This window comes from Pseudomonas sp. NFX183 (genome assembly GCF_047943075.1).
Taxonomy (GTDB): domain Bacteria; phylum Pseudomonadota; class Gammaproteobacteria; order Pseudomonadales; family Pseudomonadaceae; genus Aquipseudomonas.
Map to the genome: position 1 here is coordinate 5,187,633 of NZ_CP181333.1, position 14,428 is coordinate 5,202,060.

General features: G+C 61.9%; 19 protein-coding genes and 2 pseudogenes. 11 read left to right on the forward strand and 10 right to left on the reverse strand.

The window, feature by feature from the left end:
- The first annotated feature begins 29 nt into the window (after positions 1–29).
- The 3 genes and pseudogenes from ACM530_RS24225 to ACM530_RS24235 all read left to right on the forward strand — a co-directional run.
- Complete coding sequence (locus ACM530_RS24225; protein ID WP_416363361.1) at positions 30–509, forward strand: AAA family ATPase; 480 nt, start codon at positions 30–32, stop codon at positions 507–509.
- The gene (locus ACM530_RS24230) at positions 506–1,279 is read left to right on the forward strand and encodes a nucleotidyltransferase domain-containing protein (protein ID WP_416363362.1); all 774 of its coding nucleotides are present in this window, start codon (positions 506–508) and stop codon (positions 1,277–1,279) included. Before ACM530_RS24225 ends, ACM530_RS24230 begins: the two co-directional genes overlap by 4 nt.
- 101 nt (positions 1,280–1,380) lie before the next feature.
- A pseudogene (locus tag ACM530_RS24235) lies at positions 1,381–1,491 on the forward strand (alpha/beta hydrolase); the annotation flags it as partial.
- Here the strand turns inward: ACM530_RS24235 and ACM530_RS24240 are convergent.
- Positions 1,488–2,255: a methyl-accepting chemotaxis protein gene (locus ACM530_RS24240; protein ID WP_370004774.1), complete on the reverse strand. Its 768-nt coding sequence runs from the start codon at positions 2,253–2,255 to the stop codon at positions 1,488–1,490. The pseudogene ACM530_RS24235 and the gene ACM530_RS24240 sit on opposite strands and share 4 nt — an antisense overlap.
- 87 nt (positions 2,256–2,342) lie before the next feature.
- Positions 2,343–3,464: pseudogene (locus ACM530_RS24245) on the reverse strand (cache domain-containing protein); the annotation flags it as partial.
- Between the two features lie 139 nt (positions 3,465–3,603).
- On the opposite strand from ACM530_RS24245, the gene ACM530_RS24250 reads away from it, so the two are divergent.
- A complete protein-coding gene (locus ACM530_RS24250; RefSeq protein WP_416363363.1) occupies positions 3,604–3,804 on the forward strand; it encodes a hypothetical protein in 201 nt (66 codons plus the stop codon).
- Here ACM530_RS24250 and ACM530_RS24255 read toward each other — a convergent pair.
- Positions 3,796–4,263: a MarR family winged helix-turn-helix transcriptional regulator gene (locus ACM530_RS24255; protein ID WP_145161118.1), complete on the reverse strand. Its 468-nt coding sequence runs from the start codon at positions 4,261–4,263 to the stop codon at positions 3,796–3,798. The genes ACM530_RS24250 and ACM530_RS24255 overlap by 9 nt on opposite strands.
- A gap of 79 nt (positions 4,264–4,342) precedes the next feature.
- On the opposite strand from ACM530_RS24255, the gene ACM530_RS24260 reads away from it, so the two are divergent.
- Entirely contained in the window at positions 4,343–5,845 is a 1,503-nt protein-coding gene (locus tag ACM530_RS24260; RefSeq protein ID WP_416363364.1) for an FAD-dependent oxidoreductase, read from the forward strand.
- A 10-nt stretch (positions 5,846–5,855) separates the two neighbouring features.
- Here the strand turns inward: ACM530_RS24260 and ACM530_RS24265 are convergent, their stop codons facing one another.
- On the reverse strand, positions 5,856–6,536 hold the full coding sequence (locus ACM530_RS24265; RefSeq protein ID WP_416363365.1) for an aspartate/glutamate racemase family protein: 681 nt from the start codon (positions 6,534–6,536) through the stop codon (positions 5,856–5,858).
- Positions 6,537–6,673: 137 nt separating this feature from the next.
- On the opposite strand from ACM530_RS24265, the gene ACM530_RS24270 reads away from it, so the two are divergent.
- Entirely contained in the window at positions 6,674–7,120 is a 447-nt protein-coding gene (locus ACM530_RS24270) for an HIT family protein (RefSeq protein WP_416363366.1), read from the forward strand.
- Positions 7,120–7,566: a bleomycin resistance protein gene (locus ACM530_RS24275; protein ID WP_416363367.1), complete on the forward strand. Its 447-nt coding sequence runs from the start codon at positions 7,120–7,122 to the stop codon at positions 7,564–7,566. Before ACM530_RS24270 ends, ACM530_RS24275 begins: the two co-directional genes overlap by 1 nt.
- A gap of 8 nt (positions 7,567–7,574) precedes the next feature.
- On the opposite strand, the gene ACM530_RS24280 is transcribed toward ACM530_RS24275, so the two are convergent.
- Positions 7,575–8,441, reverse strand: a complete 867-nt coding sequence (locus ACM530_RS24280) for an aldo/keto reductase family oxidoreductase (protein WP_369303102.1) — start codon at positions 8,439–8,441, stop codon at positions 7,575–7,577.
- A 72-nt stretch (positions 8,442–8,513) separates the two neighbouring features.
- On the opposite strand from ACM530_RS24280, the gene ACM530_RS24285 reads away from it, so the two are divergent.
- Both ACM530_RS24285 and ACM530_RS24290 read left to right on the forward strand, forming a co-directional pair.
- Complete coding sequence (locus tag ACM530_RS24285; RefSeq protein WP_145161110.1) at positions 8,514–9,158, forward strand: TetR/AcrR family transcriptional regulator; 645 nt, start codon at positions 8,514–8,516, stop codon at positions 9,156–9,158.
- A gap of 5 nt (positions 9,159–9,163) precedes the next feature.
- On the forward strand, positions 9,164–9,619 hold the full coding sequence (locus tag ACM530_RS24290) for an NUDIX hydrolase (protein ID WP_416363368.1): 456 nt from the start codon (positions 9,164–9,166) through the stop codon (positions 9,617–9,619).
- On the opposite strand, the gene ACM530_RS24295 is transcribed toward ACM530_RS24290, so the two are convergent.
- The gene (locus ACM530_RS24295; RefSeq protein WP_145161106.1) at positions 9,616–10,176 is read right to left on the reverse strand and encodes a cysteine hydrolase family protein; all 561 of its coding nucleotides are present in this window, start codon (positions 10,174–10,176) and stop codon (positions 9,616–9,618) included. The genes ACM530_RS24290 and ACM530_RS24295 overlap by 4 nt on opposite strands.
- A gap of 126 nt (positions 10,177–10,302) precedes the next feature.
- Between ACM530_RS24295 and ACM530_RS24300 the strand changes: the two genes are divergently transcribed.
- A complete protein-coding gene (locus ACM530_RS24300; protein WP_416363369.1) occupies positions 10,303–10,557 on the forward strand; it encodes a hypothetical protein in 255 nt (84 codons plus the stop codon).
- A gap of 5 nt (positions 10,558–10,562) precedes the next feature.
- Here the strand turns inward: ACM530_RS24300 and ACM530_RS24305 are convergent, their stop codons facing one another.
- From ACM530_RS24305 to ACM530_RS24320, 4 genes are all read right to left on the reverse strand, one after another.
- Positions 10,563–11,876 (reverse strand): NAD(P)/FAD-dependent oxidoreductase, encoded by a 1,314-nt coding sequence (locus ACM530_RS24305; protein ID WP_416363370.1) that lies wholly within the window; start codon positions 11,874–11,876, stop codon positions 10,563–10,565.
- Between the two features lie 48 nt (positions 11,877–11,924).
- Entirely contained in the window at positions 11,925–12,080 is a 156-nt protein-coding gene (locus ACM530_RS24310; RefSeq protein WP_178119684.1) for a hypothetical protein, read from the reverse strand.
- A 101-nt stretch (positions 12,081–12,181) separates the two neighbouring features.
- A complete protein-coding gene (locus ACM530_RS24315) occupies positions 12,182–12,997 on the reverse strand; it encodes a suppressor of fused domain protein (RefSeq protein ID WP_416363371.1) in 816 nt (271 codons plus the stop codon).
- Between the two features lie 28 nt (positions 12,998–13,025).
- The gene (locus ACM530_RS24320; RefSeq protein WP_416363372.1) at positions 13,026–13,658 is read right to left on the reverse strand and encodes a TetR family transcriptional regulator; all 633 of its coding nucleotides are present in this window, start codon (positions 13,656–13,658) and stop codon (positions 13,026–13,028) included.
- Positions 13,659–13,769: 111 nt separating this feature from the next.
- Between ACM530_RS24320 and ACM530_RS24325 the strand changes: the two genes are divergently transcribed.
- A complete protein-coding gene (locus ACM530_RS24325) occupies positions 13,770–14,426 on the forward strand; it encodes an O-methyltransferase (RefSeq protein WP_369303096.1) in 657 nt (218 codons plus the stop codon).
- The last annotated feature ends 2 nt before the right edge of the window (positions 14,427–14,428 follow it).

Here is a 14,428-nt window from a genome sequence, read left to right on the forward strand (position 1 = left end):
CTGCGTGGCCCGACATAAGGAACCGTTCCATGCCAACCCTGCATCTGTTGTGCGGCAAGATTGCCTCCGGCAAATCCACCCTGGCTCAAACCCTGGCCGCCGAGCAAGCCGCCCTGGTGCTCAGCGAAGACCAGTGGCTGGCGCAGCTCTATCCGGGTGAGATTCTGTCGATTGCCGATTACCTGCGCTGCGCCCAGCGTGTTCGCGCGGTGGTGGGGCCGTTGGTGATCAATCTGTTGAAATCAGGCATCAATGTGGTGCTCGATTTCCCGGCGAACACACTGGCCAACCGTGAATGGTTGCTGGGTTTGGCAAAAGCAGCTCAAGCGCCGCACCGCCTGCATTACCTGGAACTGGACGACGCCACCTGCCGCGCCCGCTTGCATGCGCGCAATGCTCAGGGCGAGCATGATTTTGCCGCCACGGACGCCGAGTTCGACCTGATCACGCGCCATTTCTGTGTGCCCAGTGAGTCGGAAGGCTTGGTGATTGAGGTGCATCGCCCATGAGCGCGCCTCCAGGTATCGATGCCAATGGCTGTGTGCTGACCATTGCCAATGCGCCCATTCAAACTCAATTCCAACCGCTGCTGGCCGATGTGCGCGAGTCTCTGGCAGGCGCAGGGCTGGGCTTGCACAGCCTTTACCTCTACGGCAGTGTCGCGAGGGGCGATGCCAGCCCAGGCGAGTCCGACCTTGATGTGACGCTGGTGCTGACTGATCCGCCGGATGCGCACGTACTCGAGGCGTTGGAGCAGCTGCGCCAGGCCCTGGAGCAACGGCACGAGGTGGTGAGCAAGATCGACTTCGACATCGGCCACCGCGCCGCGGTGCTGGCGCCCGAGAACCGCAACCGCTGGGGCTTCTGGCTCAAGCACCATTGCCGTTGCGTGTGGGGCGATGATCTGTCGCTGCGCTTCGAGCCGTTTCGGCCCTCACGTGAGATCGCTTTGGCGCTCAATGGTGACTTCGAGCCGGTGTTGAGCGGTTACCTCACACGCATCGAACACGCCAACTCGGCACCTGAGCGACTTCGCCTGCAACGCGAAGCGGCGCGCAAGTTGATTCGGTCGACGCACACGTTGCGCACGGCAGACGCGTCAGGCTGGCCGCAAACGCTGGAAGAGCATGTGGCTTTGTTCGTGCAGCATTACCCGTCGATGCGTGTCCAGATCGCCTACTTCCTGTTTGAGGCGCGTAACCCGAGTGCCGAATGCGCGGCGTTTTCCACGCGCCTGCAGGCCTTTGTCAGCTGGATGGTTTCACCGCAGGCTAGATAGGTATATTGGCGCTGAGCCTATGATCAACTTTCGCCTGATTCGCCACCTCTGGCTGTTCCTCGCCGTTGCCGAAGAACAGCATTTCGGCCGCGCCGCCAAGCGCCCATGGCGTGCGGCTGGCGCTGATTGCCCAGTGCGGGCACTTCCCGATGTATTCCAACCCGGCGGCGATGTGGCACCAGATTGCAGACTTCCAGCGCCGCACGCTTTAGGACTTGAAGCGTCCCACCAAGGCGTTCAACTCATCCGACAAACCTGCCAATCGCCCCGAATCATCCTGGGCTGAGTTGGCCAGGCTTTCGACCAATCGCGCCTCGTCGTAAATCTGCTGGATGTGCCGGTTGATCTCTTCGGCGACGCTGTGTTGCTCCTCGGCGGCGGCGGAAATCTGCAGGTTCTGGTCGCGGATTTCATTCACCGACAGCTGAATGCCCTCAAAGCTGTCTCGCGCGCTTTCAATCGACGACACGCTGGCGCGTGACAGGTCCAGGCAACTGCTCATCTTCTGCGTGACTTCCTCGGTCTTGCTGCCCAGGGTGCCGAGCAGTTGCTCGATCTCGCCAGTGGAGTCCGAAGTGCGCTTGGCCAACGCGCGTACCTCATCGGCCACCACGGCAAACCCACGGCCTTGATCACCGGCGCGGGCCGCTTCGATCGCCGCGTTGAGCGCCAGCAGGTTGGTCTGTTCGGCGATGGCGCGAATGGTGCCGAGGATCTGGTTGATGCTGCGGCTGCCGGCTTCCAGCTCGACCATCGCTTGGGACGACTCGGTCAGGCGGCGGCCCAGGCGATTGACGTTATCGGTGGTGACTTCGATCTGCTGTTTGCCCTCGGCTACGCGGCGATGGCCATTCTCGGCAGACTCGGCAGCGCCACTGCAGGAGCGCGCGACCTCGTTGGCGGTGGCGACCATTTCGTTGAACGCAGTGGACACCAGTTCCACCGCCTCACGCTGGCGCCCAGCGGCGTCGTTCATGTTGTGCGCCACCTGGCTGTTGACCCGTGACGCGTCCTGCAAGTTGGTCGAGGCCGCGCCGATATGCTGGATCAGCTGACGGATAGCGGCGAGAAACTTATTGAACCAGCCAGCCAGTTCGGCGGTTTCATCCTTGCCCTGCACCTGCAATTCATGGCGCAGATCGCCTTCACCTTGGGCAATAGACTGCAAACCGGTGCTGACCTGGCCGATCGGCTTGACGATCACCTTGGAAAACGCCGCTGCAATCAGCCCGAAGATCAACACCAGCACCGCCACAATGGCTGCGGTCAGGTACGTCATGCGCGTGGCAGCCGCCATCACCTCGTTGTATTCGATCAGCCCGACGTAGCGCCAGCCGAGGCCGGGCGAGGTCCAGACGTTGGCCATGTAGCGCACGCCGTCGATGACCACCTCGGTGGAACCCTGGGCCGTTTCGGCCAGATGCGCGTAAGGCGCGCCGAGCGCTTTGAGCGGCTTGAAGTTGTGCGCGGCATCGCGCGGGTCAACCAGCACCACGCCGTCTTCGATCAGCATCACGTAACCGCTTTCACCCAGCTTGATGCTCTTGAGCAATTCGGTGAGGTTCTTCAGCGACACACTCACCACGAACACGCCCTTGGCCTTGCCGGTGGTGTCCAGCAGCGCGCGCGCGGTGCCCACCAGGGCCACGTCATCCTTGTCGTAATAGTAAGCAGGGGTGCGCACGGTTTTGTTGGGGCTGGCCATCGCGGCCTTGTACCAGGGGCGGGTACGCGGGTCGTACTGGGACAGTTGCGGGTCATCGGGCCATTTGGCGTAGGTGCCGTCTTCCAGGCCGATGGACAAAATGGCCGCCGAAGGGTGGGTGGCGCCGAAGCGCGCGAATTGGTCGATGACCTGCTGAGCCTGGGCCGGCAGCGGTTGGCTGGCCGCATTGGCAGGCCGGTAATCCTTGAGCGTGTTCAGCGAAGTGTATACAGGATCAGCGGACATCTGATCGACGTTCTGTAAGGTGCCATCGAAGAATTGCCGGATGTTGCCATCGATCTGGCGTATTTCACGGGTGCTGCCGTCGATGAATTGCTCCACCGCCTGGGTTCGTGTGTTCATCACGCAGATCAGCGCGACCAGGCTGACCGGGATAAAGGCCACGGAGACGAACGCGAGTACCAGCTTATTTTTTATCTTCATCGAGACGACCATCGGCAGAGAGGGCGACCAAATCATCGTCTCTATCAGCGAGACGGCGATTTGCTATCACTGCTTGTTTCGGCTCGGAGGCAGTAAATCTTTAGAAATATTTTGTGTACAACAAAAATAGCTTTTGTTCTGGGATTGCGAGCGGCAGCGCCCGCTCACTCGATTGATGGCGTGTAGCTATCTGCTGGCCGCGCCCGGCTGGGTGCGCACGCAAATGGGCGGCCCCGGCGCGCGGCTCGAAATCGGCGAAAGCAGCCCGCTGGTAGTGGACATCGTGGAAGCACGCCGGTGTGCCGGGCCTGACCTTCACGGCTCGGCACGGCGTGACGTTACCCTGGTGACCCTTGCCCGTGGGGTGTCAGCGTAGACCTTTGGTTGCCCGTATCGAGTCGTCCTTGATGTCCTCGGCGAATTTACGCATCAGGCGTACCAGGTTTTCGAAATCGCCTTCCTCCCAGGTCGAGAAGATCGACACGCCCATGCGCTCGCGGGCGTCATCCACGCGGTCGGTCATGGCCTTGCCTTTTTCGGTGATGACTGACTCGCGTACACGCCGGTCCACGGCGCTTTCCTGGCGCAGGATCAGGCCAAGGCTTTCCAGTTTCGCCACTTGGCGGCTCACGGTGGTGTAGTCGCGGCCCACGCGGTCGGCCAGTTCGACCACGCCAATCGGGCCCAGCCGTTCAACCAGCACCAGCAGCGGAAACAGCGCGCGGTCCAGGGAAATCCCGGCCTCGCGCACCATTGCTTCGTCACGCTGGGGGCGGTTCATCACCCCGACGATCTCCACGAGCGAGCCGTGCAAGTCACGCAGTTGTGCGCTCATATGTGCGTTTTGCACGCTTTTTGTTGACACTGTGTTTCTCCGTCATAATATGTGCGTATTGCACATATAGGTGATCCGTATGAACAAGCGATGCGTTGTCGATGCAGTGATTTGCGGTGCCGGTGCGGCCGGCCTGACCCTGGCGATCGACTTGGCGCGACGGGGTATCACGTTCCGCCTGGTCGAGAAAAACGCCGAGCCTTTTCACGGCTCGCGTGGCAAGGGCATTCAGCCGCGGTCACAGGAAATTTTCGAAGACCTCGGGATTCTGGATCGCCTGTTCGCTGTGGGTGGAGTCTATCCGACTGAGCGGCGCTACCGCGACGATGGCAGCTACACCGATGCCGATTCCATCGAGCGCAACGCCTCGACGGCGGCCGAGCCGTATCAACAACCGTTGATGGTGCCGCAATTTCTGACCGAACGCGTGATGCGCGAACGCTTGCTCGAGCTAGGGCACTGGCCGGAGTTTGGTTGCGAGTTGGTGGGATTCGAGCAGGATGACGAGGGCGTCAGCGTACAGCTGGCCAGCGCGGCAGGTACGCAATCGGTGCGCGCGCGCTGGCTGGTGGGCGCCGATGGCGGCCGCAGTTTTGTGCGTCACGCCCTTGAAATCGGCTTTCCGGGTAAGACGCTGGGCGCGCGTGCGCTGGTCGCCGATGTGCAGTTGTCAGGGCTTACGCGCGACTGCTGGCACCGCTTCGGCGAAGGCGATCTGCTACGGCAGGTCGCCGTGTGCCCTCTGGCGGGCACCGAGCTGTTCCAGATTCAGGCGCCGATTGCGCTCCAGGCTCAGGTCGACCTCAGCGCACAAGGGCTGACGGCCTTCATCGCAAAGCGCACCGGGCGCGATGACATCCAGGTGCACGCCGTGTCCTGGGCGTCGGCCTACAGCATGAATGCCCGCTTGGCCGATCACTACCGCGTCGGGCAGGTGTTTTTGGTCGGCGACGCTGCGCACATTCATCCACCCACCGGCGGCCAGGGGCTCAATACCAGCGTGCAGGATGCCTACAACCTGGGCTGGAAACTGGCGGCGGTGGCCAACGGTGCACCTGAAACGCTGCTCGACACTTATGAACAAGAGCGGCGCCCGATAGCCGCTGCGGTGCTGGGCTTGTCGACCCAGTTGCTCCAGGGCATGCAACGCGGCGACATGCGCCGGGGCAGGGAAGTGCATCAACTCGACCTGGGCTACCCGCAATCGTCACTCGCACTGGGGCACGCCGAACGCGTCGGCAACCGTGCGCCGGATGCGGGGCTTCGCGGCGCCGGCGGGCAATCACTGCGCCTGTTTGATCTATTCAAGGGGCCGCATTGGACGCTGCTGGGATACGGCGTTGCACCCGCCTTGGTGTCGCCTCGGGCCGGGCTGCATATCCACCTCATCGGCGCACACGGTGAGCTAATCGATGACCAGGGGCAGTTTCAAGACGCTTACGAACTGGCGCCTGGCGAGTGGGTGCTGGTGCGTCCGGATGGCTATATCGGCGCGATTGTTTCGTCAGGCAGTGTCGAATCCTTGGAGGCGTACTTGTTGCAGGTCGGGCTATCGCCGGTGCTGCTGGAAAAGGCTTGCTGACCGCCGCCAGTCATCGACCCTTGAGGATGGTCTGCAGGGCGGCGCTCAGGCCTGCCGTCGGGCTGGTGAGGGGCGGCGGCCCTGCGGTGACCCGCGCGGCGGCGCCACTCATGGAAGCCTGGGCCAGTGCGACGGTGGAGGCACCATCCCTATAGGCGCAGTCTGCCGCGCTCGCAATCACGGCCAGGTAGCCGTCGAGATCGCCTGCCTTAAACAGCGCCCACGCGCCTGGCACCCATTGCACATCCACCGACGCGCTGGTGAATTGCGCGGCCTGCTGGAACAGGCGAGCGGTGGGTTCCAGTGTCGTTTCCACGGCGCACAGGACGGCAATGTTGCCGCCTGCCTGAGCCGCCGCGAAGGCCAGTGCTTGGTCAGTTCGTAAAATGGCGGCGCCTGGCGAAAGCCCGTCGACCACCGGGCCCAACGTCGAGCAGGTGAGCACCACGGCGTCGGCCTCAAGCGAGAGCAGGCGCAGCGCCGAGGCGGTTGCGTTGGCAATGTCCACGGTCAGGCCACCGGCCTGTTCGGCGGCGGCGAGCAAGTCTGCGCGTACTTCATGCTGCAGAACATTGGGCGCGATCCCCAGCCTTTCTGCGGCGGCATCGAAGACCCTGATATTGCTGGAAGCGGTATGCAGGCAAGTAATTCGCATCGGGTTATTCCAAGTCGGCTGCGCTGCACTGTCCATCGAAGCCACTCCTCAGTCGGCATGCCGTGCGCCCGTTCGGTTGCTGAGCTGACAGGGTTAGCGCGGCCAATGTTTGCATGGATGCGTCTGGTTCACATAGCCTGCAGCTTTCTTCCCCGCGTCATTAAGGACAATGCATGCCGCTGATTTCACACCGCGTAGAACTGGCCCGCAAGGGTGCCAACGACAAGGTTATCTGCCGCATGGCCTCGGGTTGGGCGGTCACGGGCGACGTTCAGTTTTTGCCAGGTTACTGCCTGCTGCTGCCCGATCCCGTGGTCGCCAGCCTCAATGACCTGGACGCCAACGCGCGCGCTACGTACCTGCTCGACATGGCGCGCATCGGCGATGCCCTGTTGGCCGCCACCGATGCGTTGCGCATTAATTACGAGATTCTGGGAAACTCGGAACCGCAGTTGCACAGCCATATTTTCCCTCGCTACGCCACGGAGCCGGACGACAAGCGCACGATGCCCGTATGGTTCTACGACTGGAAAACGGCACCGCCTTACGCTGAAGAGCAGCACGGTGACCTGCGCAAGAAGCTCGCGCAGTTGCTGACCTCCACACTGGACGCAGGATGATGATGCAAAGAAATAAGCTGGTCCCGGAATTGATGGTCACTGACCTGAATGCCAGCCTCGAATTCTGGGTGTCATGGGTAGGCTTTAACGTGGCTTACCAACGCTTGGACGAAGGGTTTGCCTACCTGGACCTCAACGGCGCGCAGGTGATGCTCGAGCAAATCGACCCGCGCGCCAATCAATGGCAAACGGCGGCATTGGACCTGCCGTTGGGGCGCGGTATGAATCTGCAGATTGATGTCGCGGCGGTAGGTCCGGTGATTGAGCGGCTGGATGCTGCGGCGTATCCCATGTTCAAGCCCTGCAAGGATGTTTGGTACAGGGCCGGTGAGGTCGAGGTCGGGCAGCGTGAGTTTCTTGTGCAGGACCCGGACGGCTATTTGGTCAGGCTGGTCGAACGACTTGGCGAAAGGGCACGCCGGCTCGATGACGGGGTGCCCACATAGCGCGTGGTTCAGTGCGCGATGGCATTCAGCTCAGCGACAGTCTCATCGGTCAATTTAAGTTCGCCCACCGCCAGGTTTTCATGCAAGTGCGCCACCGACGAGGTGCCGGGAATCAGCAGAATGTTCGGTGAGCGGCGCAGCAGCCACGCCAGCGCCAGCTGCTTGGGCGTCACGCCCAGTCGCTCTGCCACACGCGTCAGTGTCGATGACTGCACCGGCGTAAAACCACCCAGTGGGAAGAACGGCACGTAGGCAATGCCTTGCTGTGCCAGCTCGTCGATCAGGGCGTTATCGTGCTGGTGCGCGATGTTGTACAGGTTCTGCACGCACACGAACTTGACGATGTTGCGCGCCTCGGCCACCTGCGTCGGCGTCACGTTGCTGATGCCGATATGGCGCACCAGGCCTTGCTGTTGCAGTTCTGCCAGCGCGGTCAGTGGCGCTTCGTTCGAGCCTTCGCCGGGGCCCATCAGGTTGTGGGACGCGCGAAAATTGACCACGTCCAGTACATCCAGGCCCAGGTTGCGCAGGTTGTCATGCACGGCCTGTATCAGCGCTTCCCTGGAAGGCGCGGCGTGCCAGCCACCTTCGCTGTCACGGCGGGCGCCGATCTTGGTGACGAGGGTGAGGTCATCGCGGTAAGGGTGCAGCGCCTCGCGAATCAGCTGATTGGTGATATGCGGCCCGTAGAAGTCGCTGGTGTCGATGTGGTTCACGCCGGCTTCGACGGCCTCGCGCAGTACAGCCAGCGCGGCCGCTCGGTCCTTGGGCGGGCCGAATACGCCCGGGCCTGCCAATTGCATCGCGCCGTAACCGATGCGGTTCACCTGGCGGTCGCCCAATGTGAATGTGCCGCTGTTTGCCAAGCCCGTCATAGCCGTCACCCTTGCTTCATCTGAGTAAGGCTCTAATATGAAGGATCCTTCAGATTTTGGAATTCGCATTCCATGAGCGCCGTCAAAGTCACTTTAAAGCCAAGAAAATCAGCGGTTCAGGCGCGCTCAGTCGCCACCGTCGAGGCACTGCACACCGCAACGCTTCAGGTTTTGACCCAGCAGGGCCTGATCCGCTGCACCACCACCCGAGTGGCTGAGCGCGCCGGCATGTCGGTGGGCAGCCTCTACCAGTACTACCCCAACCGCGACGCGCTGCTTGCCGCCGTACTGCAAAAACACCTCGAGTGGGTGGCCGAAGCGGTCGAGTTGGCGTGCGGCCGGCACCAGGGCAGGCCGGTGGCGGAAATGGCGTGCGGCCTGGTCAGCGCGCTGGTCACCGCCAAGTTGCGCGACCAGGGCATTTCCAAGGCGTTGTATGCCATTGCGGGCGAGCGGGGCGGTGCCGAATTGGTCGCGCGCATCAATAAGCGCATGGTAGCGGTGATCGCCGCCATGCTGGAGACGGCGCCGGATGCGCATTTCGAAGACCCGATCCTGACCGCCGGGATTTCCCTGAGCGCTATCGTCGGCCCGGTACGGACCCTGCTCGAAGGCAACGCATCGCCCGCGTTCGAAGCCGGACTTGAGCAGCAGACCACGCTGCTGTTACGGGGCTATCTGCAAGCCCATCAGCACCCGGTTTCAAACAAGGAATAAAGCGAATGCGCGAGCGCAAGGCATCACGATTGTTGGTGATAAACCCGGCGGGCGAAGTCCTGCTGTTCAGGTTTGTGCATAAAGACGGCGCCCTGGCCGGCCGGGATTACTGGGCCACGCCCGGCGGCGGCGTCGAGGCGGGCGAAACCTTCCACGCGGCAGCCATCCGTGAACTGCGCGAGGAGACGGGCATTGTGGTCAGCACTGTTCAAGCGCCAGTGGCACAAAGCAGCTTTGAGTTGATGCTGCCCAGCGGTGAAACGGTATTGGCGATTGAGCACTACTTTATCGTTCACGTCGCGAGCGAGGCGCTTTCCAGGGCAGAGTGGACGCCGCAAGAGACGCAGGTGATGGCCGACCATCACTGGTGGTCCGCTCAGGCGTTGCGATCGACCAAGGACACGGTATGGCCCCAGGGACTGGTTGAGATGCTGGTGAACGCGGGCATTTTTGCCGTTTAAGCAGCGGCAAGAATATCGAGTGTTTGCATGACCCTGGCGTAGTCCATCGCCAGGTTACTCAGCGACAGCGCATGCACATCCTCGGCAGGCCAGAGCCGCCCCGACAAGTCGGTTTGATCGAATGTATAGCAAGCGTCTGCAGCCACGATCACGTCAAAACCCAGGTTGCCGGCGGACCGCGCCGTAGACTCGACGGAATTGTTGGTGATCACGCCGACGATCACCAGCTGCCTGATCGCGCGCATCTGCAGCCAGCGCTCCAGGCCGGTGACCGCGAACGCATCCGGCACGTTTTTCTCCAGCACCTGCTCATGCGCGAGCGGCGCCAGCGCTTCCTGGAATTCACAGCCTGGCTGGCCTGGCCAAAAGACCGAGCCGGGTGTGCGCGACATATGCCGGACATGCACGACCGGGCGTTGCGACTGCCGCCACGCGCCCAGAAGCTGCTGCATGTGCAACTCGGCCTCTGGGTTGTTGCGGCGCCCAAGCTTGGGATGGTGCATGCCCTGTTGCATGTCGATGATTACCAATGCTGCGTTTGTGGCTAACGGTTCCATGGCCCATCCTTTTGCTGATCTGGAGCGAACATATCAGCGATTGCCGGCATGCCAACAGGGATTTGTTCGAACCCGGCGCTGTTTGCCTTTACACTGCGGCCCCCAATTTCAGCAAGGATGCTCTGGATGCGCGCGCTACTGGCAGAAATCACCCTCATCCTCAAGAACGCCGCGAGCGCAAAAGAGACCGCGACGGCGCACTATACGGTGCCGATGGAAACCGAAAACCTGATCATCGTGCGCGAGCCGCTGGCGTCGCAGCGCGTTGGTCCGTACCACATCCAACGGGTGAAAAACTTCGCGGTGATCGAACATAACTCGGCGCCGGACAGCCCGGACTACTTCACGGGCCTGTACCGCAAGCAACCCGCTCAACCCTGAGTGGGTCAGCGCAGCTTCTCGAGCATCTGGTAGTACCACATGCCCACCGCCAGCATCGGGTTGCCGAACACATCGCCCAGCGGCACCTTGATGTGTGTGCAGCCGGCAAAGGTGTCGTACTTTTCCAGCGTGCCGGTCAGCGCTTCGGCCATGATCTCGCCCATGATGTGGCTGGTGGCGATGCCATGCCCCGAGTAACCCTGGCAGTACCAGACATTCTCTGAGAGCTTGCCCAGCTGCGGGATGCGATTGATCACAATGCCCATCGCACAACTCCACTGGAACTCGATGTCTACCCCCCTCAATGCGGGAAACGTACGCTCGATGCATGGGCGCAACTCCGCAGCGATGTCGCGTGAGTCGCGCCCGGAATAGTTCGCGCCGCCACCGAACAGCAAACGACCATCGCCCGTCAGGCGGTAGTAGTCGAGCACGAACCGGCAGTCGTACACCGCCAGGTCCTGTGGGTTGATCTGCTGCGCCAGCGTGCCCAGCGGCGCGGTTGTGACAATGCCGCCCATGGCCGGGAAGATTTTGCCCTTGAGCTGTTTGGGTTCGAGCCTGTGGTACACGTCGCCGGCCAGCAGCACCTGGCGCGCGTCGATGCGGCCAAGGGCAGTGATCACGGCAGGCCGGTCGCCATGCACGATTTCCAGCACTTCGGAATTCTCAAAAATCAACGTGCCCAGGCTGTGCGCCGCGCGGGCTTCGCCCAGGCACAGGTTCAGTGGATGCACGTGCAGGTTGCGCGTGTTTTTTAGCGCACCGAGGTACAGCGGGCTGTCCAGATGCTGACGCATGGCGGCCTGATCGAGCAGACTGACCTGATCGCCCATGCCGCGCCGTTGTGCTTCATCGTGGAAAGCACGAAGTTCGCTCAGGTGCGAGGGCTTCATCGCCGCATGCAAGTGGCCGTGCTTGAGGTCGCAGTCGATTGCGTACCTGTTCACGCGTTGCTCGATGATCTCGTGGCCACGCCAGCGCAGGTGCCAGATGAAGTCGTCGACCTGCGTGCCCAGGCGGTTGCGCATTTGCTCGCGCATGGCCTCATCGCCCGACAGGCTGCCGGTGACTTGCCCGCCATTGCGCCCACTGGCGCCCCAGCCGATCCGGTTGGTTTCGACAATCGCGACCTTGAGCCCGCGTTCAGCCAGCTCGACGGCACTGGCAACGCCGGTGAAGCCGCCGCCGATAATCACCACGTCAACGCTGACCTGGCCTTGCAGGGTCGGGTACTGGGTAGCGTCGTTGAGGCTGGCGGTGTAATACGAAGCGCTGCGCTGGGCAGCACCGATGACAGGGCGTATGGCTGCGGTCATGGAATGATCCTTCTGAAAAATGAATGCCGGTAAGGCGTTTCAACTTGATCAGAGGCGTGCATCGGGCGGACGCGCATGGCGGCAATGCCACAGCGCCCAGAAGGCCAGGATGATATTGAACAGCGGGTTTTCGCAGGGACGCGCCTGCGCCTTCGGGAAGCAAGGTTGCAGGTGGCGAGAGAACACACGCAATAGCGAAATCATGGTTGCCGATGCTCCCACCACGCGCAGGTGCGTTAAATCGCCGTTTGTGTACCTTCAGTTGTGGCTTCGTTAAACAATCAACGCGGCGGCGCAACGCCCCCTCATACCACGCTTTCGCGATACAAGGCGCTGGTATGCCCTACGCCAGCGGCGTTCAAGCGCGCCACCAGGTCCTCTCGAGCCGCACGCCCACCTGTACGCACATACTCAAGCTCCGACGCGGTAATCAACACCACCGGCACCAGTCGCACCGGCGACAGCGGCATGTCTTCAAGGCGGGTAGGGAAGTCGGGTTGCGGCCCACCGAGCAGCACGCCGGTGGCGTCGTCTTCGGTGACGAACAGCTTGGGCACTTGATCGCTCATTTGATGTGACAGGCTGAACCCAGGCAGTTCCAAAGACAGTACGCCGTGAGTGTCCAACTGGTGGGTAATGCCGCCCGCGTTGGCCACGGTCTTGGCGACGTGTTCGAGCAGTTCGAACGCCCAACTGCGGCGCAAAGGGTCGACATCACCCGGCTCGCCACGGGCGTCGTCGGGAATATCCGGCGTTTCCAGGAACAATTCCATCTCAAACCCATTGCCCAGGCCTTCTGCATCGTCGAAGGGATCGGACAGGCCTTCGGTGGCGAGGACGATGGATTTATCACGGCGCACCACACGGTACGCCTGGCGGGTGGAGGGCCAATGAGGACCGCCGGTAAAGCTTGGGCTGATCATGTACGTCAGCACGTCCTGTTCCACGCTCCCCACGGTCTGCCAGTGACGGTCCAGGCATTCACCGCTGGCAAGGCGCGCTGCGATATTGGCTGCATCTGCTGCAGTTTCAACCGGTTCAACAGGTTCAGTCGGCGCGGGCAGGGCCGCTTCGGCGTCGGGTTTTTTGGCAGTACCGAACAACTTCTTGAAGAAGTTCATGGGCATTCCTTTGCTGGAGATGAGTGCTTTACAGCTGATTGAGTGCGTTTACGTAGGCGCGAAACATATCAGCCATTCCATCGGCGTAAACAGATATTTCTGCCGCCGTACGTGGGCTGCCGGAAAAATCCTTACCCACCGAACTGAGCGTGGTCAGGATCAAATCGCAGGCCAGCGCGCGGCTTTCACTAGGCACCTCGGGCAGCAATTCAAGCATGAACGTCTCAAAGGCGCGCTGACCTGCCGCGCGCACTTCCACGGCTTCGGGCGCGTCGCGGTACAGCGGCGCGGCGTCGCTCAGGGCGACGCGCATCTGCGCTTCTTCGCATTCGGAATGGATAAACGCATGCACCAGGGTGCGCAGGCGCTCGAGCGGCGCAACGTCGGTTTTGTCCAGAATGTCGCGCAGCATCTGCGTGGTCTGCTGCCACTCATCGCTCTGCAGTCGGAACAGGATGGCGGCCTTGTTGGGGAAGTACTGGTACACCGAACCGACACTCACACCGGCCTTTTCCGCCACCCGCGCGGTGGTAAAACGCGTGGCGCCTTCCTTGGCCAAAACCTGAATAGCCGCTTCCAGGATCGCCGCCACCAGCTCGGTGGAACGCGCTTGTTGTGGCTGTTTGCGTGAGGAAATACGGGCGGTCTGGCGGGTTGTCATCTGGGGCTCCAGCAGCGGGGCTAACGCGAATAGCGAATGCGACGAATCACTCGCATACTTTTAATGCGACGAATTGGTCGCATCTTAGCCCCAACCTCACGGAAATCAATCATGTCGACCCTGACCACCGCGCCAATGGCGCCCCTGATCGAACGCCTCTACGCACAAGCCAACGCGGCCACCAGCCCACTGATCAACAGCGTTTCGCGTGAAGAACGCGACCGTCTGATGCACAGCAAAACCGACTACCTCGCGCTCTACACGATGCTCAAAGATCTGTGGCTGCCGGTCTCCCGCGACACCGGCACCTTGCTGTACCTGTTGGCGCGCAGCACCAAGGCGCAGGCTATCGTGGAGTTTGGGACGTCGTTTGGCCTGTCCACCTTGTTCCTGGCCGCCGCGTTGCGCGACAACGGTGGCGGCGTGTTGATTGGCAGCGAATTCGAGCCCTCGAAGATCGCCCTGGCACGCGAGCATTTCATTCAAGGCGGGGTGAGTGACCTGATTGAGATCCGCGAGGGCGATGCCTTGGTGACGTTGGCCACGGGCCTACCGGAAGCGGTCGACCTGCTGCTGCTCGATGGCGCCAAGAGCCTGTATGGCGATGTGCTGAACCTGGTGGAAAAACACCTGCGGCCCGGCGCGCTGGTGATAGCCGACAATACCGACTATTGCCCGCATTACCTGGCGCACGTACGCGAGCCTGCGAACGGCTACCTGTCTGTACCCTTTGCCGATGACATCGAACTCTCGATCCGCTTGCGCTAACA

Coding starts and splice junctions, on each gene's coding strand:
- ACM530_RS24325 (WP_369303096.1), top strand. CDS start 13,770: ATGTCGACCCTGACCACCGCGCCAATGGCGCCCCTGATCGAACGCCTC.
- ACM530_RS24285 (WP_145161110.1), top strand. CDS start 8,514: ATGAGCGCCGTCAAAGTCACTTTAAAGCCAAGAAAATCAGCGGTTCAG.
- ACM530_RS24265 (WP_416363365.1), bottom strand. CDS start 6,536: ATGGACAGTGCAGCGCAGCCGACTTGGAATAACCCGATGCGAATTACT.
- ACM530_RS24290 (WP_416363368.1), top strand. CDS start 9,164: ATGCGCGAGCGCAAGGCATCACGATTGTTGGTGATAAACCCGGCGGGC.
- ACM530_RS24320 (WP_416363372.1), bottom strand. CDS start 13,658: ATGACAACCCGCCAGACCGCCCGTATTTCCTCACGCAAACAGCCACAA.
- ACM530_RS24230 (WP_416363362.1), top strand. CDS start 506: ATGAGCGCGCCTCCAGGTATCGATGCCAATGGCTGTGTGCTGACCATT.
- ACM530_RS24250 (WP_416363363.1), top strand. CDS start 3,604: ATGGCGTGTAGCTATCTGCTGGCCGCGCCCGGCTGGGTGCGCACGCAA.
- ACM530_RS24280 (WP_369303102.1), bottom strand. CDS start 8,441: ATGACGGGCTTGGCAAACAGCGGCACATTCACATTGGGCGACCGCCAG.
- ACM530_RS24305 (WP_416363370.1), bottom strand. CDS start 11,876: ATGACCGCAGCCATACGCCCTGTCATCGGTGCTGCCCAGCGCAGCGCT.
- ACM530_RS24225 (WP_416363361.1), top strand. CDS start 30: ATGCCAACCCTGCATCTGTTGTGCGGCAAGATTGCCTCCGGCAAATCC.
- ACM530_RS24300 (WP_416363369.1), top strand. CDS start 10,303: ATGCGCGCGCTACTGGCAGAAATCACCCTCATCCTCAAGAACGCCGCG.
- ACM530_RS24255 (WP_145161118.1), bottom strand. CDS start 4,263: ATGAGCGCACAACTGCGTGACTTGCACGGCTCGCTCGTGGAGATCGTC.
- ACM530_RS24315 (WP_416363371.1), bottom strand. CDS start 12,997: ATGAACTTCTTCAAGAAGTTGTTCGGTACTGCCAAAAAACCCGACGCC.
- ACM530_RS24275 (WP_416363367.1), top strand. CDS start 7,120: ATGATGCAAAGAAATAAGCTGGTCCCGGAATTGATGGTCACTGACCTG.
- ACM530_RS24310 (WP_178119684.1), bottom strand. CDS start 12,080: ATGATTTCGCTATTGCGTGTGTTCTCTCGCCACCTGCAACCTTGCTTC.
- ACM530_RS24240 (WP_370004774.1), bottom strand. CDS start 2,255: ATGAACGACGCCGCTGGGCGCCAGCGTGAGGCGGTGGAACTGGTGTCC.
- ACM530_RS24260 (WP_416363364.1), top strand. CDS start 4,343: ATGAACAAGCGATGCGTTGTCGATGCAGTGATTTGCGGTGCCGGTGCG.
- ACM530_RS24270 (WP_416363366.1), top strand. CDS start 6,674: ATGCCGCTGATTTCACACCGCGTAGAACTGGCCCGCAAGGGTGCCAAC.
- ACM530_RS24295 (WP_145161106.1), bottom strand. CDS start 10,176: ATGGAACCGTTAGCCACAAACGCAGCATTGGTAATCATCGACATGCAA.